Here is a 25,035-nt window from a genome sequence, read left to right on the forward strand (position 1 = left end):
ATAAAATCAGAATGTTAAATCAACGCCAAAATTCAAAACCTTCTGGATCGGATACCAGTCGCCTGTCCCTTCCCTTGTTTCCGGGTCCATATCCACTTTTTTCAGCCCGTCCCAGGTCATCAGGTTCAGGCCCTGCGCGTAAAACCGAACTTGCTCGATACCGATTTTCTTGATGGCGGCTTTTGGCAAATTGTAGCCCAGCTCAATGGTTTTGAGCCGAATGTATTTGGAATTATATAAAAACAAGCTGCTGTTACCATTCTTGTTATTGCTATGGTCGCCGAAATGCAATGCGGGATAGGTCGCTGTTTCCGCCGTTTCCGGTGTCCAGCGATCCAGATGCATGGGTTTCACTTTTCCATATTTATCCTGGTTAAACAAAGGGAAATCGTAAACAGCCGCACCCGACAACTGCACAGAAGCACGCGCAGCACCCTGGAACAGCATACTGAAATCAAAACCTTTGTATTTGGCCCCTACCGGCAATCCAAACATAATTTCAGGATTTCGCGGATTGCCCATAGCTGTGCGGTCACCGAGATCGTCGATTTTCCCGTCCCCGTTCAAATCCTTATACACGACGTCGCCGGGACGCAATGTTCCCCACGACTGGTAACCACCACCGGAGTTCATTGCATTCAGCTCATTAGCCTCTTCCTGGTTTCTCACGAAATGGTCAAAGGCATAATTGAAATGTTCGCCGATGCGTTTCCCGGTGTTAGCCCTGCCGGACATTGCGTAAGGGATTTCATTCATGAACACAATGATGTTGCGCGCGAAGGAGAGATTGGGACGAATAAAATACGTGGCATCCTTCCCGATGCTGCCAGACCAGCCCACTTCCAGGTCAAAACCGCGGTTATTGACAATCCCTGAGTTAATGTAAGGCGCATCCTTTCCTACTATGTCCGGGAAGCCAAGCTTATCACCGCCGCCCATGTCTGTGATAATGTCGTAGCGATGCTCGTGAAACAGGTCCAGTGTAACCGTAAGGTGTTTCAGGAATGTTGCATCAATACCAATGTTGGCTTTTCTGGCTTTTTCCCAAGTCAGGTCTGGATTAGCCAGGTCGCCTTCGTAGAGGTAACCACCTGCGCCTGAACCGAAATTGTCGGTTCCAAAATTATAATCATGCTCTCTACCGCTAAAATATTGCAGATAAATAAACCGGCGGTCATTCGGAACACGGTCACTCCCAACCAAGCCATAGGAGCCTCTGATCTTAAAGGAATTCAGCCAGTTTTGCGTGCTGCTCATAAACTGTTCTTTGGAGAGCACCCAGCCTGCCGAAACAGAAGGGAAAAATCCGTAACGTTTCCCTTTTGCAAAGTTTTCGGAGCCATTATACGCCGCATTGAACTCAAAAAGATAGCGATCGTCATAGCCATAAGTGGCCCTGGCCGTAATACCCTGGTAACTAAACGGCACCTGGTTATTAATGATCCGTTTGGAGCGGTTTACGAGCACCATTCCCGTGACATCATGCATGCCGAAATTGCGCAGGTAATCCAGCTTAGCCTGGACATAAGAGCGGTTTTCGTTGTCCTTATTGTCGAACTGGTTGCGGATCGTCTGGTCAATGTCATACTTGTTTCCCGACTTGTATGCACCTGTGTAGATGCCTGGTTCCCTGTAAATATCACTTCCCTGCTCCGGAACAAATGTTGCATAACCCGGATATTCGCGGTAACCTTCGGAATAGGTTGTCACATCGCGACGGATCCAGGCTCCGTCGGACGCATCATATGAAAAAACGCCGTCAATGGATAAGCCTTTTGTTATGAAATCCAGCTTGTGTCCCAGCGAAAACGAGCCGTTGAGATAGGTGTTTTTATCATTCAAAAACCCGGTGCGACTCAGCTCACCAAGAATGTTAAACCTGTAAATCTGATCACCATACAGCATTCCAAGCGGATTATTAGCTTCAAAAACCCGGTTCGCAGGGTTTCCATTTGGTTCCAATGTAATGGGCAGATAAGAAGGCTGCGTGTTGGCCATTTCCACGATCCTTGCTGCCGATGTTCCCGGCGCATTGCGGTCTGTGATCCGGGCACCAATGTCCAGTCTGGCAAAAAAGTTATCTGTAATGTCTATATCAATATTAGAACGGAAATTATAGCGCTTAAAAACGGCCTGGGTGTTGTTCGGGCCCATATTCGTGTGCTTGTAGTTTCCATCCTGCTGAAAGTAATTGGCCAGAACGAAATATCTGGCCCTTACTGATCCACCGCTAATAGACAAACTATAATCATGCTGCACCCCTGGCTTGAATGCGTAGTCGAAATAATTCCAGTTGTACCCTAATCCATCCGAGTTGTCACCCTTCGCTTTCCGGAAATTGGTAATGGCGGATTCTGAAAAGAGATTCAATGTCGATGGGTCCGCATCAGGGCTGTCGTTCCGGCGCGCTTCGTTGTATAACATGGCATAATCCGCCGATCCCAGGTAAGTCGGGAATTTCACAGGCTGGTTGACTCCGACCGAGCCTTTAAAATTCACGGTCGCTTTGTCCTGCACTTTTCCTCTTTTTGTTGTGATCAGAATCACACCATTGGCGCCCCTAACCCCGTAAGGAGCTGTTGCTGAGGCATCTTTGAGAATTGTAAATGTTTCAATTTCCGATGGTGCCAGATAATCCATGCTTCTTTCCAGACCGTCGATGATCACAATCGGGGCCTGATTTCCGTAAGTGGCAGTGCCGCGGATAAAAATATCACTCCTGTCCACACCCGGCTCACCGCCGCCAAACTGGTTGGCAAAAAGTCCCGGAAGCCGTCCCGCCAATGCATTGGTAATGCTAGCTGTCGGGCTTTGTTTCAAATCTTCTGTGGTAATGGTGGCAATGGAACCCGTAATGGTGGCTTTTCGCTGAGAGCCAAAACCTACGATCACAACTTCTTCCAGTCCGCCCAGGTCCTCTTCCAGCTGGATATTCACAGCCGTTTGCGTGCCGACAACCAGTTCCTTGCCCAAATAACCGATAAAGGAAATCACCAGCACATCCCCCTGCTCCGCTTCAATGCTGAACTTGCCCGTGGCATCCGTAGACGTGCCCTTATCAGTTCCTTTGACGATCACGGTTGCTCCCGGCAACGGCCCGCCCTTCATATCCTGGATTGTTCCCGTGATTTCGCGGATCACATTTGCTACTGGTGCCGCGGGTGCAGGCAATGATTTAATGGCGGCAGATTTTGATTCTTCATCCTTTTTGAAAACGGCAATTTGTTTTCCAATAATTTTAAATGTCAGATCAGTGCCTTTCAGCGCCCGTGTCAGAATGGCGGGAACGGTTTCGTTTTTTAGGTTAAGATTGAGATTCCCTTCGCCGTTTTCCGAAAAAAGGCCGTCCTTATAAAAAATCCGGTAATCGGTTTTTTCCTGAATCAGCTTAAATAACCCGCCCAGATTGCCGTTCCGGATCGCTACATCCATCCTGCTTTTCTGCGAATAGCTTGTTGCATGAACGCCCATCATTCCGATCCATAGTAGTAGAATCGTCAGCTTCATAATTCTTAGGAATTTTTTTGGGAATAATACACCCGGAGGGCAATGCCCTGAATGGTCAAATTTTTTCATAAATTTGATACGACTTTTGTTGATACAATGGTTTAAAAATCACTTGCTTGCCGGCAAGTGTGACTATCGGAAGACGTTGCCGCGTCTTCCGTTTTTGTTGTTCTCATAATGCTTTACCTGAATATAAACCTCCTTTCTGTTTGCTGATATTTAAGTGATGTGGATACGGATATAACGTCCAGAACCATGGCCAGATCATCCTGCAAATCCAGTGTTCCCGAGAATGTAACGTGCTTTGCCTCTGCGCTGCCCAGCGAAATATCGGCCTTATAATAGCGCGAAAGCTTTTTGAGGATGTCCCTAAGCGGTGCTTTTCTGAAAATCAGATAGCCCTCTTTCCAGGAAATGTAAGGTTCAACATCCACGCCCGCCGTTTGCAGATCATCCGTTGCCGCATTGTAAACAGCCATCGTCCCGGGTGTGAGCTTTTTGTTTTTCGTGTTGAATAAAGATTTTTGATTGGCCGTCAGCTCAATGCTTCCTTTGACGAGCACGGCTGCGGTCTGCTGGTCATCGTCATAAGCGCTCACGTCAAACTCGGTGCCGAGAACCTGTACTTTGATGTTTTTGGTATGCACATAAAATGGTCTTTCGGCTGCGTGCGAAACGGAAAAATAGGCCTGACCTTCAAGGTAAACCTCCCTTGTGTCGCCGTCAAACTGAGCTGGATAAACGAGGCGTGAACCGGAATTGAGGCTGATTTTGGTGCCGTCGATGAGCGTAATGGTCGACCTTTTACCGTAAGGGACCGTTAATGTGTTGAATTCGTCTTCGGATTCAGCCACTTGCTGTTCCACCACGGACGACGAGTCGATCTGGATACGCGAACCGTTTTGCTCATAGATCAGGTCTGAATTCTGTTCGGAAAGATGAATAATCCGCTTGTCCGCGAGCTGCAAGCGCGTTTCTTCTGTGTCAGCTTGGATTGCGGAAGCCACTTCTTCCATCGCCGATCCTGTATTTTTTTGCATGAGCAGGAAACCTGCGCCTACGATCATTAATAAGGCCAGAGATGCTGCAACTGCCAGCCATATGCTGCGGACGGGCCGCTCGCTTTTGTGTGCGATTGTTTCCTGAACGCGCATCCGCAATGCTTCTTTTTCTGCAACAGGCAATGCTTCCTCCCGCAGGGAATGCATCAAAATCTTTGTATTAGCAAGAATTTTTTGCTCCTCTTCCGTCAGTCCGGCCGATTCAGATTCGTGCAAATCCTCGTGCTTTCGTAATCTTCTTTTCATTTAAGAACTTGTTTGACATACAAGAGAAGACTTTCGACGTCATATAGACTCCGAAAAAGGATTATTTTAACAAAAAGAAGAAAATATTTTATACCCAGTAAAAAAACAGGGCAATGGAGCTGAATTCCAGCTTGCCGCGAAGTTGTTTGAGCGCCCGGTAAATGAAGGTCCGGCAGGTAGGAACTGAAATTTGCATCATGGAAGCAATCTCCTCATAATCCAGGTCCTGATTGAAGCGTAAATACAGGATTTCCCGTTGCCGCTCAGGGAGTTGATTAATTTCCAACGCCAGATGATCCAGCATTTCACGCTGTTTTTCATCCACAATGATCTCATGTTCAGCACTGAATGCAAATGCATTAATGCCGAACGTTTCGTCTGCCTGCCAGCTGTTGAAGTTCAGCAAGCTTGATTTCCGGTGCGCGGCGTGCAGTTTTCTCCGAAATGATTTTAGTAAATAAAATTTCACATTAACCTCCTTCGCCAGACTTCCGCGATAGCTGTGCAGGTCTATGAAAAGATCGTGGATACAATCTTTAACAAGATCACTGTCAGCCGAATATCGCATTCCGAACTTATACAGAACGTCTGTATAGGCATCGTAAAGCTCGCTGAATGCCGAAGAACTCCCGGAAATAAATCGCTCCCAAAGGTCATTTCCCGGATCAATGTCTGTCATACCAGAATGTCAAAAATGGAAGTCTGAAAATATTGAACAAAGGTGTAATGTATATATAAAAAACATTCCCTGCTGTATACGTTTTCCAGTTCATGCTATGAGATCACTTTGCAAGTCTGCGGATAGTTTTTACTTTGCACCAAAAAAGTATTTTATGGAACCAGCATTATTAAATCAAGTCCCATCGCTGGATTTGGCCGATTTTACCTCAGGAAATGCCGAACAGAAAAAGCAGTTTGTAGCAGACCTGGGCGAAGCGTTCAACAACATTGGATTTGTAGCAATAAAAAACCACGGACTCAGCGACTCCCTGCGGAATGATCTTTACGAAACCGTGCAGGCGTTCTTCTCGCTTCCTGATGAAGTCAAGAAAAAATATGAGTTTGCCGAGCTCTTCGGTCAGCGCGGATATATAGGAAAAGGAAAAGAGACTGCTAAGGGTTTCAAAGTGGCCGATTTGAAAGAATTTTACCACATTGGCCAGCCCGATCCCATTGGCAGCATGCCCTCCAATGTTTTTCCTGCCGAACTTCCTGAATTTGAAAAACATACATTAGAAGTTTACCGGACATTTGAGAATGCGGGGAAAATGCTGCTGCGCGCCATCGCTATTTATCTCAATCTGCCTGAGGATTATTTTGAAGACAAGATCAGAAACGGCGACAGCCTGCTGCGGGCCTTACATTATTTCCCAATCCCAAACCCCGAACTCGTGCCCGAAGGAGCCGTGCGTGCTGCGGCTCACGGCGACATTAACCTCATTACATTACTAATGGGCGCCAGCGCAGAAGGCCTGGAAGTGCTTCGCCGCGACGGAGAATGGATTCCCATCACCGCCCTTCCGGATCAGATCGTGGTCAATGTGGGTGATATGCTGGACAGGCTTACCAATCATAAATTGAAATCGACCATTCACCGGGTCGTGAATCCGCCACGTGAGAAAATGGGCACTTCGCGTTATTCAATCCCGTTTTTTATGCATCCTCGGGCCGATATGGATCTCACAAGCCTGGATAGTTGTGTTTCGCAGGAATTTCCTAAGCTGTATACCAATATGACAGCGGGTGAATTTTTGGATGAACGATTGAGAGAACTGGGTTTAAAAAAATAACCTCCAAAAACCCTTGGCCCACCCTCCTATCCGCCGCTTTCGCTACATCATTTACCTGACGGACATCCTCTTGCTGTCCGTGACGGCATTTGGGGGCCCGCAGGTGCATTTGATGATGATGATTGAGCGGCTGGTGCGGAAAAGAAGATACATTACCGAAGAGGAACTGCTTGAATTACAGGCATTATGCTCGGTTTTACCAGGCCCCAGCTCCACGCAGACTGTTACGGCCATCGGACTGAAAATCGGTGGACAACCACTTGCTTATCTGACACTTATCGTCTGGTCGCTGCCAGCTATGATCCTGATGACGCTGGCGGCAATCGGCATACATTATCTGGAACGCAACTCGATTTCTCTGCAATTCACGAAGTTCGTAGGGCCGATGGCGGTAGCTTTTTTAATGTATGGCGCGTCGTCCATTGCCAAAAAAGTCATTCATAATACACAAGGCTGGTCGTTTCTGGTAATTGCCACGATTCTGGCCTACATGTATCCGTCCCCTTACATGACGCCCGTGCTCATTGTCAGCGGCGGCGTTGCGGCGTCCCTCAATTTCAAGAAACACGAGAAAATGGAGCGCGGCCCGATCCGCATTCTTTGGCGGCCCATAATTTTCTGGATCTCGGTCCTGATCGCGGCTGCGATTGTGGGTAAGGTGACGAATTCTCTTCCTGTGCGGCTTTTTGAAAACTTTTACCGGAACGGCAGCCTGGTTTTCGGCGGCGGGCAAGTGCTTGTCCCGATCCTGTATAACGAGTTCGTAGAATTCAAGCATTATCTCACCGATCAGGAATTTCTGGCCGGAATGGCGCTTACCCAGGTCGTGCCGGGACCTGTTTTTTCCATTGCCACATTTGTCGGAAGCATTTCGCTGCAATCAGCAGGCATTACCGGACAGATTGTTGGCGGTTTCGTTGCAACAGCCGGGATTTTCCTTCCAGGCACATTCTTCATCTTTTTCGCCTACCCATTCTGGGACCAGCTCAAACGTTACCGCGGCATCCGGGCCTCGCTCGAAGGCATCCACGCCGCCAGTTGCGGCCTCACCATCGCAGCCGCCATCTCCCTTTTCCAACCCATGATGAGCAGCACTCAACCAATGCTAACCGTCATCGCCACAATTTTAGTCCTGACTTTTTCAAAGGTGCCGTCATATGTAATTATCGTCGCAGGGCTGGTGTTGGGGTTGGTGTTTTAAGATGCGTTCGCCAAACATTTAGCTAGACAATAGTTTCCATTGGATTAGTCAATTGGTTTTCCAAACTTTGGAAGCTGATTCCTATTCTGTCCCAATTCATGAAAAAAATCGCCTTTCTGCTCGTTTCCCTTTTCTCACTAATCATTTGCAGTGCTAATTCCCAGGCACAAATTGCTGCTTCCCCCACATTTTTAAATCAAAATCAAACCAATGCTTCGCGGCAGTGGGTGGATTCGGTTTTTGCTACGCTTACGCCGGATGAGCGGATTGCGCAGTTGATTATGGTGGCGGCGGTTTCGGATGTCAAACGGGCTGTTATTGATCCTAAAACTAGTAATCCGGCAGTGGTGGAGAAGCTGATCCGGGAAAATAAGGTGGGTGGGATCGTATTCTTTCAAGGCGGGCCGGTTCCCCAGGCACAGCTGACGAATTATTATCAGTCGATTTCAAAAGTGCCTTTGCTGATTGCAATGGATGCAGAATTCGGACTTGCTATGCGGATTGACAGCACGGTGCGTTATCCTTATCAAATGACATTGGGCGCAATCCAGGGCAGTAATGATCTGATTTATGAGATGGGCGCACAGCTCGCCAAACAAGCACGGCGCCTGGGTATGCACATTAATTTTGCGCCCGTTGCCGATGTAAACAACAATCCCGACAACCCGGTAATCAGCTTCCGGTCCTTTGGTGAAAACAAATATAAAGTTGCCGACAAAGCCGTAGCTTATATGAAGGGAATGCAGGATAACGGCCTGCTAACCAGCGCCAAGCATTTCCCCGGACACGGTGACACGGGCGTAGATTCGCATTATGATCTCCCATTAATTTCGCATAACACTACCCGGCTTGATTCTCTCGAACTATATCCTTTCAAAGCGCTGATCGCGAATGGCATTAGCGGGATGATGATCGCGCATTTGAGCATTCCGGCGCTTGATACGACCAAAAATCTTCCTTCAACTCTTTCAAAACCAATCGTTTCCGATCTTTTGAGAAAACAGCTTGGGTTCGATGGCCTGATCTATTCTGATGCTATGAATATGAAAGGCGTCACCAAGTATTTCCCGAATGGTCGCGCAGATGCTATGGGCCTTGAATCAGGAATGGACTTGCTGGAATTTACCGAGGATGTTTCGAAGTCAATCGCTGAGATCAAGAAAAGCATTGCGGAAGGAAAAATAACGCAGGCGGAAATTGATGCGCGCTGCAAAAAAGTGCTGCAAGCCAAGGCATGGGCCGGCCTGAACCATTATAAGCCGGTTGATCTCAACAATTTATACAAAGACCTGAACCCAAAAGCTGCCGAACTGACAAACCGCCTTTTGACCGAAAAAGCATTAACGGTCCTCAAAAACGACAAAGACTTATTACCCTTGCGCGACCTGGACACGTTGAAAATCGCTTCCATATCCTTAGGTGCCGACACGATTACAACATTTCAGAAGACATTGGGCTTGTACACAACCGTCGAGCACTTTCAGGTTCCGGCCAAAGCAACTGAGGCGCAGATAACCGAATTGCGGGAAAAATTGAAAGCATTCAACTTGTTACTGGTAGGCGTGCATTTGGGTAGCATTTCGCCCCGGACTAATTATGGGCTAACAGAGCAAATGAGTGCCGTTTTGCAGGAGCTCATTGCTTCTGACAAGGCAGTTGTGTCCATTTTCGGCAACCCTTATTCTTTAAACAAAATACAAAAGCCCGAGAATGCGCGTGCGTTGTTAATGGCCTATCAATTAACCCCTTACACACAGGATCTTTCTGCACAACTGATCTTTGGAGCCATCCCCGCCCAGGGAAAATTGCCTGTTACCGTAAATGCACAATTTCCTTATAATGCAGGCATTGAAACTCTTGCCATTGGCCGATTGAAATACACAATCCCGGAAGAACTCGGACTTGATTCTGAGATCATTACATTCAAAATAGACTCCATTGCAAATCTGGCGGTTACGCAGAAAGCAACGCCAGGCTGCGTGGTGCAATTGGCAAAGGACGGGAAAGTATTTTTCAGAAAAGCTTATGGAAAACACACTTACGAAGGCAATGTAAATGTGAAACTGACTGACCTTTACGACCTCGCTTCGGTGACGAAGATCACAGCTTCCACATTGGCCCTGATGAGCCTTTGGGACGCTAAAAAGTTTGATCTGGATGCGACGATGAAGGATTACCTGCCCGATTTTGAAGGCTCCAACAAAGCAGACCTGCAATGGCGCCGCGTATTGACGCATAGTGCTCGTTTAAAGGCATTTATCGTCCTTTGGAAAGAAGCTCAGAATGCTGATGGATCCTGGAAAAAGAAGACATTCAGCACAAAGCAGTCAAAAAAATATCCGACTTCGGTAGTTGGCGACAGCCTTTTTATCTTCAAGAACTACGACAAAAAGATTTTTGAAGCCATTCGCAATTCTCCTCTGAATGAGAAGGAAGGCTATGTATACAGCGATCTTTCGTTTATTCTTTATCCCCAAATTGTAAAAACACTTTCAGGCGAGAATTTTGAAGATTACCTCAAAAACCACTATTACCATAAGCTGGGTGCGAACACGTTGACATTCAATCCAAAGCGTTTTTACAAATTGCAGGACATTGTGGAGACGGAACGCGATACGTTTTTCAGGATGACGCAATTGCATGGCCAGGTTCATGACGAAGCGGCCGCCATGTTAGGCGGTTTGAGCGGACATGCGGGGTTGTTTGGGGATGCCAATGATGTGATGAAAGTTTGGCAAATGTATTTGCAGCAGGGTTATTATGGCGGTCAGCAGCTTTTGAGCAAGGATGCGCTGGTTGAGTTTACGCGTTACCAATATCCTGAAATGGGCAGTCGCCGTGGGATTGGGTTTGATAAGCCTTCGTTTAAATATACCGGCAATGCACCTAAATATGCGAGTCCGTCCAGCTTCGGGCATACGGGTTACACGGGCATTATGACTTGGGCCGATCCTGCGTGGAAGCTGAATTATGTGTTTCTTTCGAACCGCGTTTACCCCACAAGAGAGAATAATAAAATTTCGCAACTCAACATTCGCACGGCCATTATGGATGTCGTTTACGAGGAATTGCTGAAAAAAGTAAACCCCGTAGCGACCGCCGGGCTCTGAGAACTTCCTACATTTGCAGAATCCAACATTGATTCATTATGGCCATGCAGTATCGGTTTGACAAAGAAAAAGCTTCGCGGCGACCCGGCGTCACGCCGCTGAAAGATGCCATTGACCAAATGCTGGAAAAATATCGTTTACGGAACCGGTTTGATCAATCGTACGTCGTCGCACATTGGGAAAAGATCATGGGTTCTGCAATCGCAACCCGTACAAAAACCGTTTACATCAAAGAAAAAACGCTTTTCCTACAAATAGAATCTGCGCCGTTACGCAACGAACTCTTCCGCGCCAAAGGAAAAATCATTGAACTCATCAACCGGGAGATGGGCTCGGAGTTGCTGGAAGAGGTTGTGTTTATATAGTAAACTATCCTATCTTTAATTTGGTTAAAAAAGAAAAAAGCTATGACAACACTATTCATTAATACGGAAGATCAAAAGGTTCTTCAGGCTGTTAAGGATCTCTTGAAAAATGCCCACGTTTCTTTTAAGGAGCAGGCAGAAAGTCCATATAATCCTGAGTTTGTAGCCATGATCGAGGATGGCGAGCAGCAAATTAAAGAGGGTCGCACTACTGAACTAAAAGAAGGAGAAAATTTATGGGATCTGGTAACTTCAAAATAAAGTTTACCGATCTCGCTCTGCAACACTTGGAATTCTGGCATAAGTCTGGCCGGAAAACGCACATTAAGAGAATCGAAAAGTTGATCCAGTCGATCAGAGAAACGCCGGCTTCCGGAATCTGAAAACCTGAGCTGCTGAAATACAGTCTGGCAGGCAAATATTCCAGACGAATAGATCAAGAACACAGAATCATTTACAGAATCGAAGACCATACGGTTTTCATTATCTCCATGAAGGGTCATTATGAACCCTAGCATTTATTTAATGAACAAAATCAACCTCCCTCCCTTCCTTCAACCCGGTGATAAAATTGGCATTGTGGCGCCGGCTAGTGTTTTGAATTATGATGACCTTTTGCCGGGGATCGCTGTTTTTCGAGATGAATGGGGGCTTGAAGTGGTGGAAGGAGAGACTTTAAAAACGGCTTCGAACCAGTTTTCTGCGCCGGATGCCGTGCGTCTTGCCGATTTGCAGGGGATGCTGGATGATCCTTCTATTAAGGCTGTGATTGCTGCCCGTGGCGGTTATGGCTGCTCCCGGATCGTGGATCAGCTTAATTTTGATCAATTTCTTAAAAATCCGAAATGGGTTGTGGGATTCAGTGACCTGACGGTGATCCTTTCCCGGATATTCGACCTGGGTTATGCGAGCCTGCATGCGCCCATGGGCAAGTCTATTACGACGGACGGGGCAGAATTGGCGAAAGAGTCACTCCGGCAAATGCTGTTCGGCGAAATGCCTCATTATAAGATTGATACCCATCCTTTAAATCAAGCAGGAATCGCTAACGGGCAGGTTGTCGGTGGTAATCTGTGCATTTTAGCGCATTTGATCGGCTCGCAAACCGATGTGGATACGGATGGAAAAATCCTTTTTATTGAAGACATTAACGAATATCTCTACAACCTGGACCGCATGATGATCCAGATGAAAAGGGCCGGCAAATTTGATAAATTAGCTGGCTTAATTGTCGGACAATTCACTGATATGAAGGACAATACGAATCCGACATTCGGTAAAACATATTATGAAATCATTCACGAACACATTGCTGGGTTCGATTATCCGGTTTGTTTCAATTTCCCTGTAGGTCATGTCGGGGATAATCGTGCGATGGGCGTTGGTATGGAGGCTGTTCTCAATGTCACAAGTGATGGAGTTTCCTTCCAATTCGAAAATTCCGCAATCTGATCATTCATGGATACATTTAATAATAAGGTTGTCTGGATAACGGGCGCATCGTCAGGAATCGGAGAGGCTATGGCGCTTGCATTTGCAAAAGAAGGCGCCAGGCTTGTGCTCACGGCAAGGCGCAAAGACGAGCTCCGGAGGGTGAAAGAAATAACAGGCCTACCAGAAACATCCGTTCTGGTGCTACCTATGGACGTAACCCAGTTTGACAAGGCGCAAGGCGCAGCCGAACAAGTAATTGCGCATTTCGGACGGATAGACGTAATGGTTCACAATGCAGGGGTTAGCCAGCGTTCCTATGTCAACAATACAGCGCTGGATGTTTATCAGAAACTGATGAATGTGAACTTTTTTAGTACGGTGGCCCTGACTAAGGCCGTTTTGCCTTATATGATCAGGCAAAAAAGCGGGCATTTCATTGTGATCAGTAGCGTTGCCGGAAAAATAGGGACCATTATGAGATCGGGTTATAATGCTGCCAAACATGCATTACATGGCTTTTACGACTCGCTCAGGGCTGAGGGTTACAGTGATAACATTAAAGTGACGACGGTTTGCCCGGGCTATATCCGCACCAATATTTCGCTGAATGCGATGGATGCTTCGGGTAGTAAATTCGGCAAAATGGATTCCAATCAGGCGAAAGGAATTCCCGCAGAAGAATGTGCACGCAGAATTCTCGATGCCGTTAAAAAGGACAAAAAGGAAATCTATATCGGTGGTTTCAAAGAAGTCGCCGCTATTTATTTAAAGCGTTTTTTACCAAATCTGCTTTTTGATCAGGTCCGCAAGAACATTCCGGAATAAGGTGTTTACTTGCTTTTTCCTTTCTTAACATCACTTGATTTAGCCATTTGCAAATAATCTGTTGCCAAGCGGCTTAGCGAGCGAACTCCTAATACAAGACTGCTCTCATCCACATAAAAGTCGGGCGTATGATGCGGCGCAGCTTGCTCTACGGCCTTTCCCTTCGGCATACCGCCCAGGAAAAAGAAGAATCCGGGGACTTTTTGCTGAAAGTAGGAGAAATCTTCCGCACCGGTTTTGGCTGGGATTAAGTTCACATTGCTTTTTCCGGCTACATTTTCCAAAGTCCCGATCATCTTCGCCGTCAATGCTTCATTATTGAATGTGACCGGATACATGACATTAATGTTCACCTTGGCCGTTGCGCCTGCACTTTCTGCAATGTTGGTTGCAATCTCATTCATCCGCTTGTGCACATACATATGCATACCTTCGTCGAACGTGCGGACCGTGCCGATCATTTTGACACTTTCCGGAATAATATTCTGCCGGATGCCACCATTGACCGCGCCAACAGTTACCACGGCGGGTGCCTGCGTTAGATTCAGGTTGCGACTTACAATCGTCTGCAAACCCATGATGATCTGCGAAGAAGTAACGATCGGATCTATGCCGGACCATGGATAGGCGCCGTGTGTTTGCTTTCCTGTTACATCAATGCTGAAAAAATCAACCGCCGCCATGGTTGCTCCCGGCTTGTAAGCGATTTTACCGACTTCTATCAGCGCATCAATGTGAAGCCCGAAGATCGCTTCAACGGCCGGATTGTCAAGAACACCCTCTTTAACCATCAACTTGGCACCACCCTCCTCGCCTTCCGGCGCGCCTTCTTCGGCTGGCTGAAATATAAATTTGATCGTCCCTGGAATGTCATTTTTCATCCCGGCTAGCACTTCGGCAACACCCATCAGGATCGCCACGTGTGTATCATGCCCGCATGCGTGCATGACGCCTGTTTTCTGGCCATTGTAATCGACCACAACCTTCGATTTGAATGGCACATCCACACGCTCGGTGACAGGCAGTCCGTCCATATCCGCACGCAATGCTACCACAGGACCTGGTTTTCCACCTTTCAGAAGCCCCACAACACCCGTATGGGCTATGCCAGTCGTCACCTCTATGCCTAATTGTTTCAAGTGGTTTGCCACTTTCTCAGCGGTTTTAAACTCCCGGTTGCCCAGCTCCGGATTTTCGTGAAAATCCCGGCGCCATTCCACCAGCTTTTTTTCCAGCGATTGTGCCTTCTGATCGATAGCGGCCGATAAACTGGACTGCGCATGGGCTTGCAGAACAGCGATGATAAGTGCGATGGAAAGTAGTGTTCTTAGCATAAATGAAAGGTTGAGATATTTTCAATTATTAGAATAATCCAAAATAAAAAGAATTTAGTTAACGGCTTGGAACGAATAAATTCTAAAAATAAATAATTTAGATTCATTCTTGTTAAGACAAACGTATAACCCTAGCGTCAAATTAGTTTGCTATTTATTAATCTTAAAACTGCTGACCGGTAATGATACGAAAAAGTTAATAAAAGCACCATATTGTTAACAAATATATAATAGTAACTGGTTTTTCACATAAATCAAACATTTAAAAAATGGCAAAAAATGCGCTATTCCAGGTATAATATTTGTCAAAAACACAGTGGATACCAAAGTTTATTTTGAAAAATTGCAATTAAAAGGTTGTAATGGTTAAACTAATAATTATTTTTGCAACATTATGTTAACATAACAATTCTAACTCTTTTAACACGTATGAGGAAGACTCTATTAACCCTACTGGGATGCTTGATGCTATTGACGGCACAGGTATTCGCCCAGGATCGCGCCGTGACTGGTAAAGTCAGCGCCGAAGATGGCTCCGCACTGCCAGGTGTGAACATTTCTTTGAAAGGTACTAATCGCGGTACTACCACCAATGCCCAGGGAGAATTCTCGATCAATGCTGAATCGAATTCGACGCTGGTATTTAGCTTTATCGGTTTTCAAACTCAGGAAGCCGCTGTGGGAAGCCAGACAACCATTAATGTTTCGCTTAAGAATGATGTAAGCCAGTTGCAAGAAGTGGTTGTAACGGCATTAGGCCAGGAAAGAAAAAGAAATGAACTGGTGTACGCAGCGCAGCAGGTTAACGCTGAGCAAATCACGCAGGCGCGTAACCCAAGCGTAATGAACGCACTGGCCGGTAAAGTGGCTGGTCTGGACATTAAAACAAACAATAACATGGGTGGATCGACCAGCGCGGTTATCCGTGGTTTTAAGTCCATTACCGGTAATAACCAGGCTCTTTGGGTTATCGACGGTGTGCCCGTTTCCAATGCCAACACAAACACTTCCGATCAGCAAACAGGACGTGCAGGAACTGACTACGGTAATGCCGCAGCGGATATCAACCCTGACAACATTGCTTCTGTAAACGTTTTGAAAGGTGCTGCTGCAACTGCATTGTACGGTTCACGCGCATCCAACGGGGTGATTTTGATCACAACCAAACAAGGACGCAAAAACAGCTTCGACGTAGTTGTGAACAGCGGTGTTACCTGGGGTAAGATCGATAAAACAACTTTTGTGAAGTATCAGAAAGAATATGGTGCAGGATATGATGGTGACCGCGCAAAAACGCGTTTTTACCGTGGCAACCTGGGTTCAGGAGAAGGAAACATCACATTGTTTGATGCGGATGCTTCTTTCGGTCCTAAGTTTGATCCTAGCGTGATGGTTTATCAGTGGGATGCACTTGACCCTAGCTCACCAAACTATCAGAAAATGACGCCATGGGTTGCTGCTGCAAACGGACCGGACGCATTTTATGAAACAGGTGTAAACTCCAACCAAAGCGTAAGCATCACTGGTGGAGGTGATAACACAACTTTCAAAGTTGGTTATACAAGAAATGATGAGAAAGGTGTGCTTCCAAACAGTAAGTTGGGCAAAAACCTTTTCAACTTCTCAGCAAGCTTCGACCTGACTAAAAAATTGACGGTTCAGGCTAACGCTAACTACTCGCAGATCAAAGGTCTTGGTCGCTACGGAACAGGTTATGATGGTAAAAACCCTAACCAGCAGTTCAGACAGTGGTTCCAAACAAACGTTGACCTTCTGGAGCAAAAAGACGCGTATTTCAGAAATGAGCAGAATGTTACGTGGAACTGGGCTAGCCCAACAAGACCATTTGATACAAACGGCCCTATTTACTCTGAAAACCCATACTACTCCCGCTACCAGAACTACTCGAACGATACACGTGACAACTTCTTCGGATACGCACAGGCTATTTACAAACTGGCGCCGTGGGTTGACATCACAGGTCGTTTCGCTTACAACGGAACACAGGATTTCCAAGAGGAAAGAATCGCATTCAACAGTTCAAGCCCTGCGGAATACAGCCGCTATAACAGAGGTTTCAACGAAACCAACCTGGATGTTATCGTTAATTTCCGCAAAGCAATTACGAAGGATATCAACTTCTCAGGTTTGGCGGGTGGAAGCATGCGCAGATCTAAGTTGAACGCGTTAAGAGCAAAAACGAATGGTGGTATGGTTGTGCCGGGACTTTATTCCCTGCTTAACTCTATCAACGCGATTGAAGCTCCGTCTGAAACTTATCAGCGCATTGGTGTGGATGGTATCTACGCACAGGCTTCTTTTGGCTACAAAGATCTTGTTAACCTTGACCTTACAGCAAGACAAGACAAATCTTCTACGCTTCCGAAAGACAACAACACTTACTTCTACCCAGCGGTAGGAGCCAACTTCAACTTCTCTAACCTGCCAGGTTTCAAATTCGACTGGTTGACAATGGGTAAGTTGAGCGCTAACTACGCGGAAGTTGGTAATGATGCTCCTTGGGGAAGTGTTTTGGATGTTTATGACAAACCAACCGGTATCGGATCCACTCCATACTTTACATTGCGTAACACGAAAAACAATCCTAACCTGAAATCAGAGCGTACAAAAAGCTATGAATTCGGATTGGAAACAGCATTCCTGAATGATCGCGTAGGTTTCAACTTTACCTATTACCGTTCACAAACACTTGATCAGGTTCTTCCTGTATCTGTTTCATCTGCGACAGGATTTGCTTTCAAGTATATCAACTCAGGAGAAGTACAGAACAAGGGTATCGAAATCTCTGCTTATGTAACGCCTGTGAAAACTCCTGACTTCTCATGGACGGTGAGCGCGAACTTTGCACGTAACAGAAACGAGGTTGTTAGCTTGTACGAAGGTGTAGAAAACGTACCTGTTGCCAGCTTGCAAGGTGGAGTTTCCCTTAACGCTGCTGTTGGACAGCCATTTGGTATCATCCGCGGTACGAACTTTGTTTACCACAAAGACAACGGCCAGAAAGTGGTTCGCTCAAACGGTACTTACCAGGCAACTGCAAGTTCTGCTGAAATCATTGGTAACCCTAATCCAGACTGGATCGGTGGTCTTAGCAACAATTTGAAATTCAAATCCTTATCACTGAGCTTCCTGCTTGACATTCGTCACGGTGGAGATGTTTGGTCCCTGGATCAATGGTATGGAGAAGGAACAGGTCTTTATCCTAACACTGCTGGCTTGAACGAGCTTGGCAATCCTAAAAGAGATCCTGCTTACAACTACGACGCAAAAGGAAACAAGCTGGGCCTTACAGACAAGCCGGGTGGTGTATTGTTCCCAGGTGTAAAAGCTGACGGAACACCTAACGATATCAGAGCTGAAAACTCAGATGGTAACGGAAATACAGCATATGGTTACCCAACCAACCCTCCGCGTGCCATGTACATTTACGATGCGAGCTACATTAAACTGAGAGAAGTTGCGTTGACTTACTCTATTCCACAAGAATTCGTTTCCAAACTACGCGCTTTCAAAGGAATCGACGTTTCTGTAATCGGACGTAACCTTTGGATTATCAGCAAAAATATGGACTATCAGGATCCGGAAGAAGGCTTGGGCTCAGGCTTGCTGAATGGTGCTGGTGGATACCAGAGTGGTGCATATCCAGCTGTAAGAAGTTATGGTTTCAATGTTAAATTCCGTTTCTAAAATATAGTATGAAAAGATTAATCATTTTCTTTCTCCCGATCCTGCTGATGACCGCCTGTGTCGACAGCTTGGACGACTACAATGTCGACCAGAAGCGCCCTTCGGAGGTGCCACCGGTAACTTTGTTCTCTAATGCACTGAAAGGGCTTGCTGATACACTTACCAGCCCTAACGTAAACGTAAACAACTATCGCTTATACGTACAGCAGTGGGCAACAACCACTTATCTGGATGAGCCTCGTTACAATGTAACAGCGCGTACAGTTCCTCAGGCTTTCTGGCAAGGACTTTACAAAGGTGTGATTTCGGACTTGAACGAAGCACGCAGACTGCTGAATGCTGACGAATTCATTCTTCCTGCAAACAGAGACGTGCAATTGGCACAGATCGAAGTTGTAGAAGTGATGGCTTGGGCTGCACTTGTGAACACTTTCGGCAACATTCCTTACACGGAGTCTTTGAACCCGGATAATGTATTGCCTAAATATGATGACGCAAAAACAGTATATGATGACTTGCTGGCTCGTCTGGACGTTGCTATTCCAAAATTCACTGCACCGGGTACACCATTTAGCGATGGCGACCTGCTTTATGAAGGAAACAAGGCACAGTGGGCTAAGTTTGGCAATTCTTTGAAACTGAAATTGGCAATGATCATTGCGGACAGCGATCCTGCAAAAGCGAAAACACTGGTTGCACAAGCTGCTCCGAATGTTTTCACGTCAAACAACGACAACGCTGCATTCCCATACATCAGCACGCCTCCTAACTACAACGTGATTGCTCAAAACCTGAACCCGTTGTATTCAAGCCGTCAGGATTTCGTAGCTTCTGCTACACTAGTGAATCCTTTGAAAGAACTGAAAGACCCAAGACTTCCTGCGTTTTTCACTCCTAACGAAGATGGTGAATATGTAGGTGGAGCTTATGGTTTTTCTAACACATATTCCGCTTTCTCTCACGTAGGTGACAACATTATCGAGCCGGATCTGGAAGGAATATTGCTGGATTATGCGGAAGTTGAACTATTGCTGGCTGAGGCTGTTGAAAGAGGCTTCATTACCGGTTCTGCTGCAACACATTATAACAAAGGTGTTGGCGCTTCTATCGAATACTGGTTGGATAACATCGGCACTCCTGCTGCGGAAATTACAGCTGCAACAACTGCATATCTTGCACAACCAAAAGTAGCTTACGCAACCGCTGCTACTAACTGGAAAGAAAAGATCGGTTTCCAGAAATGGCTTGCATTGTACAACAGAGGATGGGAATCATGGGTTGAATGGAGAAGATTGGATTACCCAAAATTGCTTCCTCCAACAGGTGGTAACGCCCCTGCCGGCCTTGCTATCCCTGTGAGAATGATCTACCCGATCAACGAGCAAACGCTTAACGGTGCAAACCGCGAATCGGCTGCAACAGCAATCGGTGGTGACCTTGTAACGACTAAATTATGGTGGGATAAGTTCTAATTAAACTTATTGATAACGATTAAAAAGGGGACATTTTGTCCCCTTTTTTTATGCCTGAACGCCAAGATAAGCCGCAAACATGCCTAAAATTCTGGACATTATACTATTTGTAAAATTTTCTCAGCAAAAACCGCTTTAAGAACAAATTTTAATCTAGAAAAGGGTTGTTATTGGTTGCAATTGTCTAAACAATAATTATTTTTACAGTGCATTTATTTGCTTAACAAACCTAACTTAATGAAACGAAATCTACTACTCTTTTTGGGAGGGTTGCTGCTGCTCTGCAGTCAGGCTTTCGCCCAAAGCAGGGAGGTGACCGGGACGGTTACTTCCAAGGACGACGGGTCACTTCTTCCCGGCGTATCAATCAGAATTGCCGGCACTAGTACCGGAACACTATCCAATGATAAAGGCGAATACAGCATTAATGCGCGCCCGGGTCAAACACTCATCTTTTCTTTTGTCGGCTTCCTTAACCAGGAACTAAAAGCACCTGCATCCGGAACGCTGGATGTTGTTTTGGCACTGGATGAACTGGCGCTGAATGAAGTCGTAATTACTGCCGGCGGTCTTACGGCGCAACGCCGCGAGCTCGGAAACCAGTCTACAACAGTAAAAGCGCAGGACATTGTGCAGGGCAAGCCTATCAGCGTCGCGGCCAGTCTTGCAGGACGTGTTCCGGGATTGCTGGTAATGGGCGTAAGCAGCGGGGTGAACCCGAATTATCGTCTGGTACTTCGCGGAAACCGTTCCTTAACCGGTAATAACCAGGCACTTGTGGTAATTGACAACATTATTTCAACCAATGATATTCTTGGCAATCTTAACCCGGAAGACATTGAAGACATTCAGGTCCTGAATGGTGCAGGCGCAGCCGCATTATATGGATCCGATGCTTCCAATGGTGCCCTTATTGTAACCACTAAAAAAGGAAAATCGGGTGTAACGCAGTTCAAAATTTCGAACACGACTACATTGGAAAAAGTAAGTTTCCTTCCTCAGTTGCAAAACGGATTCGGATCCGGAACAACGCCTGATGATGTCCCTTCCTACACACCTTACGAAAACCAGCAATATGGTCCTGCATATGACGGTTCGATGGTAGACATTGGTAAGCCGTTGCAAGATGGCTCCATTCAGAGAGTTCCTTATTCAACCAAAAATTTCCGCGAGGATTTCTGGAATACAGGCGTTGCAAATCAAACAGATTTAAGCGTTACATCTGGTGATGAAAAAGGCACATTCTACTTGTCAGCACAGTATTTTGACCAAAAATCAACTGTTCCTTACGACAAATACAAGCGTTACAGCGTGCGTGCAAACGTTGTTCGTCATATCTACAAAAATCTGACGGCATCGTTTAATACTAACTTTATTGCAGGTCGTACTGCACAAAGCAGCAATACAGGTGCAGCCTACGAAAACCTTTTGATGTCGCCTGGCCAGGTTGATGTTACCAATTATGAAGATTGGCAGAACAATCCTTACGCAAACCCGAACGGCTATTTCAACGAATATTACCAAAACCCTTACTTCACATTGTCCAACAACCGCTGGGACCAGCGCAATGACTATTTGCAGGGAAACATGGAATTGAAGTGGAATCCGGTGAAACCCTTGACGTTCACATACCGTGTAGGTATGAGCGGACGTAACTTGTCAGGAAAAGTTTACACAGGCAAATTCACATATACAGATTATACCAAGAGCATCTCCGGAAGCTCCAAAACGGATATCGCTGGCTCAGTAGTTGATTATGCCGGTTTTACAACGCAGTTTGTCAACGACTTTTTGGCTGAGTTCAGAACAAACCTGACTCCTTCATTTAACCTGAATGTTGCCGTTGGAACAACAGTTCGCGAAAATGCAACGAAGGCAATGGGTGTTGTTGCGAACGGTCTTGTTATTGACGGACTTTATAACATCGGTAACAGCTTGAACCCGCCGATCGCAAACGAAGGAAATTACAAAGCACGCCAGATTGGTGTGTATGGAGAAGCCCGTCTTGGTTTCAAGGAATTCCTTTACCTGCACGTGACCGGAAGAAATGACTGGCGCTCGATCCTTGCAAAAGAAAACCGCTCTTTCTTTTACCCTTCTGCGGACATTTCTTTTATTGCAAGCGATGCGATACCCGGACTTTCAAATTCTGAATTCCTTGAAAGCTTGAAACTACGTGCGGGTTATTCGCAAGTTGGACAGGTTAACTTGGGCAATAACAGAGATTTTGGCCCTATTCCTTTGAACAACCTTGGCGCTTACTCGTTGAGCAGCACATTCTCTCAAGGCTTTGGCTACCCGTATACAAGCGGCGCCGGTTTTGTATTGGATAACACGCTTGTGGCTGCCAACCTGAAACCTGAGATCACAACAGGAATAGAAGGCGGTATTGATTTCGAATTACGTCCGTGGAGCATTGGTGGTGGGGTTACCTACTACAAAACCAACACTGTTGACCAAACCATTACTGTTTTAATTCCAAACTCTACAGGGTACGGATCATTAAGAACCAACATTGGAGAGGTTGAAAACAAAGGGATCGAGGCAACATTGCACATTACACCGATCAAAACTGCGTCGGGACTACGCGTTGACCTGGGTGCTAACTACACTTACAACCAAAACAAAGTTCTTTCTCTTTCCGCACAATCCAATGAGTTGAGCATAGGAACTTCCGGCTCTGCTGCAAGGGTTATTGCGAAGGTAGGTCAGCCGTTCCCGCTGCTTCAGGTAACTGACTATAACCGCGACGATCAGGGAAGGATTATTGTTGATGCCAAAACTGGTTATCCGGCCACAAATGGTACATTTAAGGATGTGGGTATCACAAATCCGCCGCATATCCTGGGTGTAAATGGTGGTGTGACTTTCAAAAAACTGAGACTTAACCTGCTGTTTGAGTACCGAAATGGTCACTACATCTTCAATTCGGTTTCCGGTGGTTACGACTTTTCTGGCGCTGGCGTTCGTACGGGCTGGTTCAACAGGGACCGTTTTGTAATCCCGAATTCTTCTTACCTGAATGCGGAAGGCGAATATGTTGAGAATACCAACATTGCCGTAAGAAGCGGCGGTGCGGATTTTTGGACCGATGGAACAAGAAATACCAACATTGGTCAAAATTACACCAACTCAGCAGGTTTCTGGAAACTGCGTGAGGCATCCATTGGCTATGAACTGCCAGCCGGATTGCTTGATAAAACGAAGGTTATCAAAGGGGCAAGCATTAGCGTTCAGGGAAGAAACCTATTTATCTGGGCTCCGAAAACAAACCTATACACAGATCCTGAGTATAGCGCACTGGGTTCAGACAGCAATGCTGTAGGTTTTACAAGCCTTGGACAAACACCGCCTGCACGTTACTTCGGCGGCACGTTATCATTAACATTCTAATTGAAAAAATAATGAAAAGACATAACATCAGTTGGATGCTGGTACTGCTAGTCACAGTTCTTTCATCTTGTAGTGATTATCTCGATATCAATACCAACCCAAACCAGGCGACAAGCGTACAACCGCTGCTGGTTTTGCCTGCTGCCATCACCGGCACGGCTAACGTATCGAGCCAGTTTAACAATTACGGTGCACATTTTGGCGGCTATATGGCCAACGCAGGTGGTTTCTCAGGTTTTGGTAACTTGTTCAACTATCAGCTGATCCCGGATAACTATAATGCTTTGTGGGTAAATACTTATGACAACCTGAATGATTACAAATATGTAATGGATCAGACAGAAGGCGATGATACACAGGCTTATACCAATGCGGCTGCGAACATTATGGTTGCTTACAACTTCCAGAAGCTTGTGGATGCATTCGGCGATGTTCCTTACACGGAAGCTTTGCAAAACAATGCAAACCTGACGCCTAAGTATGACGATGCTGCAACGATTTATCAGGATCTGGTTACCAAACTGGACGAGGCAATTGCGCAAATTGATGGTGCAGAATTCCCAACAGCATTAACCTCTTCATCAGACCCATTGTTTGGTGGTGATATGACCAAATGGAAGCGTTTTGCCAACACCGTTAAACTTCGCATCCTGGTTCGCGTTTCGGGGGTTCCGGCACTTTCCGCTTTTGTAACAACCAAATTCGCAGCATTGGACAAAACATTGGGCTTCATTATAGACGATGCCATTGTTAATCCGGGATATGTAAAAGACAAGCCGAACCCGCTTTGGAACACATGGGGTTATACCACAACAGGTACACTAGCAAACTCTTCCCGCCTTCCAACTGAATTTGCTTTCGGATTTTACAAAGGTCAAAAGCTGACTGACGAAGGAAGAGGATCTGTTATTTTCAAAAACTTCGCTACAACCACGCCGGTTAACCAGCTTGGAAACGAAGTGGACGCGCCAACGATCGTTACCAACTATTCTACCTGGTATACCGGAACTTTCAGCAGCGCATCCAGTATCAGCAATGCGCTGGGTGTCCTGAAAGGACCTGGCCAGGGACAAGTGCTAATGCTGTTGGCGGAGGCGCATTTCTTGCAGGCAGAAGCCAGGCTGAAAGGTTTTATTACGGGTGACTTTGCGGCTAGTTTTGATGCGGGTATCATTGCATCATACACTTACCTGTACAAAGACGTAACCAATGTAGTGGCGGCAGGTAAGAACGTAGCAACAGATGTAGCCGGCTACAAAGCTGATAATGCAGAAAGCTATTTGGTAAACATAAAACTAGCTACAACACCTGCACAACGTCTGGAAGCGATAATTACCCAGAAATGGATTGCAGTAAACATGATCAACTCCGAGGAAGGTTACAATGAATTCAGAAGAACGGGCTATCCTAAGACTGTGCCGAATGGCGACGGTTACGAGAACATTGCTTCTTTGCTTTCGACATCGACTCGGCCTGACAAGCTTCCTTCAAGAATTCTTTACCCAACTTCCGAGCAGTCGTATAATGCTGGAAATTACAGAGTGATTAACCCATTTACTGATTTGATCTTCTGGGATCCTAACTGAAAA

16 protein-coding genes are annotated in these 25,035 nt (G+C 46.1%); 12 read left to right on the plus strand and 4 right to left on the minus strand.

Annotated elements, in window-relative coordinates:
• Positions 1 to 6 precede the first annotated feature (6 nt).
• The 3 genes from LZG74_RS13650 to LZG74_RS13660 form a co-directional block, all read right to left on the minus strand.
• Positions 7 to 3,507, minus strand: coding sequence for a TonB-dependent receptor (locus LZG74_RS13650; RefSeq protein ID WP_233797125.1), 3,501 nt, complete (start codon positions 3,505 to 3,507; stop codon positions 7 to 9).
• A 182-nt stretch (positions 3,508 to 3,689) separates the two neighbouring features.
• Positions 3,690 to 4,814, minus strand: coding sequence for a FecR family protein (locus LZG74_RS13655; RefSeq protein ID WP_233797126.1), 1,125 nt, complete (start codon positions 4,812 to 4,814; stop codon positions 3,690 to 3,692).
• Positions 4,815 to 4,902: 88 nt separating this feature from the next.
• Positions 4,903 to 5,493, minus strand: a complete 591-nt coding sequence (locus tag LZG74_RS13660) for an RNA polymerase sigma factor (RefSeq protein WP_233797127.1) — start codon at positions 5,491 to 5,493, stop codon at positions 4,903 to 4,905.
• 154 nt (positions 5,494 to 5,647) lie between these two features.
• On the opposite strand from LZG74_RS13660, the gene LZG74_RS13665 reads away from it, so the two are divergent.
• The 8 genes from LZG74_RS13665 to LZG74_RS13695 all read left to right on the plus strand — a co-directional run bounded on the left by LZG74_RS13665 (position 5,648) and on the right by LZG74_RS13695 (position 13,539).
• On the plus strand, positions 5,648 to 6,604 hold the full coding sequence (locus LZG74_RS13665) for an isopenicillin N synthase family oxygenase (RefSeq protein WP_233797128.1): 957 nt from the start codon (positions 5,648 to 5,650) through the stop codon (positions 6,602 to 6,604).
• A 13-nt stretch (positions 6,605 to 6,617) separates the two neighbouring features.
• Positions 6,618 to 7,805 carry a chromate efflux transporter gene (gene chrA, locus LZG74_RS13670; protein ID WP_233797129.1) on the plus strand — a complete coding sequence of 396 codons (1,188 nt, stop codon included), beginning with the start codon at positions 6,618 to 6,620 and terminating at the stop codon, positions 7,803 to 7,805.
• Positions 7,806 to 7,903: 98 nt separating this feature from the next.
• Entirely contained in the window at positions 7,904 to 10,915 is a 3,012-nt protein-coding gene (locus tag LZG74_RS13675; RefSeq protein WP_233797130.1) for a glycoside hydrolase family 3 N-terminal domain-containing protein, read from the plus strand.
• Between the two features lie 38 nt (positions 10,916 to 10,953).
• Positions 10,954 to 11,280, plus strand: coding sequence for a DUF721 domain-containing protein (locus LZG74_RS13680; protein WP_026628268.1), 327 nt, complete (start codon positions 10,954 to 10,956; stop codon positions 11,278 to 11,280).
• A 42-nt stretch (positions 11,281 to 11,322) separates the two neighbouring features.
• Positions 11,323 to 11,541, plus strand: a complete 219-nt coding sequence (locus tag LZG74_RS13685; RefSeq protein WP_233797131.1) for a DUF2683 family protein — start codon at positions 11,323 to 11,325, stop codon at positions 11,539 to 11,541.
• Positions 11,542 to 11,675: 134 nt separating this feature from the next.
• Complete coding sequence (locus tag LZG74_RS26550) at positions 11,676 to 11,795, plus strand: type II toxin-antitoxin system YoeB family toxin (protein ID WP_409014491.1); 120 nt, start codon at positions 11,676 to 11,678, stop codon at positions 11,793 to 11,795.
• Positions 11,796 to 11,805: 10 nt separating this feature from the next.
• Positions 11,806 to 12,732, plus strand: coding sequence for an LD-carboxypeptidase (locus tag LZG74_RS13690; RefSeq protein WP_233797132.1), 927 nt, complete (start codon positions 11,806 to 11,808; stop codon positions 12,730 to 12,732).
• A 6-nt stretch (positions 12,733 to 12,738) separates the two neighbouring features.
• Entirely contained in the window at positions 12,739 to 13,539 is an 801-nt protein-coding gene (locus tag LZG74_RS13695) for an SDR family oxidoreductase (RefSeq protein ID WP_233797133.1), read from the plus strand.
• 5 nt (positions 13,540 to 13,544) lie between these two features.
• Here the strand turns inward: LZG74_RS13695 and LZG74_RS13700 are convergent, their stop codons facing one another.
• Positions 13,545 to 14,873, minus strand: a complete 1,329-nt coding sequence (locus LZG74_RS13700) for an amidohydrolase (RefSeq protein ID WP_233797134.1) — start codon at positions 14,871 to 14,873, stop codon at positions 13,545 to 13,547.
• A gap of 429 nt (positions 14,874 to 15,302) precedes the next feature.
• Between LZG74_RS13700 and LZG74_RS13705 the strand changes: the two genes are divergently transcribed.
• The 4 genes from LZG74_RS13705 to LZG74_RS13720 all read left to right on the plus strand — a co-directional run bounded on the left by LZG74_RS13705 (position 15,303) and on the right by LZG74_RS13720 (position 25,032).
• A complete protein-coding gene (locus tag LZG74_RS13705; protein WP_233797135.1) occupies positions 15,303 to 18,581 on the plus strand; it encodes a SusC/RagA family TonB-linked outer membrane protein in 3,279 nt (1,092 codons plus the stop codon).
• 8 nt (positions 18,582 to 18,589) lie between these two features.
• Positions 18,590 to 20,053, plus strand: a complete 1,464-nt coding sequence (locus LZG74_RS13710) for a SusD/RagB family nutrient-binding outer membrane lipoprotein (RefSeq protein WP_233797136.1) — start codon at positions 18,590 to 18,592, stop codon at positions 20,051 to 20,053.
• A gap of 237 nt (positions 20,054 to 20,290) precedes the next feature.
• On the plus strand, positions 20,291 to 23,446 hold the full coding sequence (locus LZG74_RS13715) for a SusC/RagA family TonB-linked outer membrane protein (RefSeq protein WP_233797137.1): 3,156 nt from the start codon (positions 20,291 to 20,293) through the stop codon (positions 23,444 to 23,446).
• Positions 23,447 to 23,457: 11 nt separating this feature from the next.
• Entirely contained in the window at positions 23,458 to 25,032 is a 1,575-nt protein-coding gene (locus tag LZG74_RS13720; protein ID WP_233797138.1) for a SusD/RagB family nutrient-binding outer membrane lipoprotein, read from the plus strand.
• The last annotated feature ends 3 nt before the right edge of the window (positions 25,033 to 25,035 follow it).

It is taken from the genome of Dyadobacter sp. CY327, assembly GCF_021390415.1.
Lineage (GTDB): Bacteria > Bacteroidota > Bacteroidia > Cytophagales > Spirosomataceae > Dyadobacter > Dyadobacter chenhuakuii.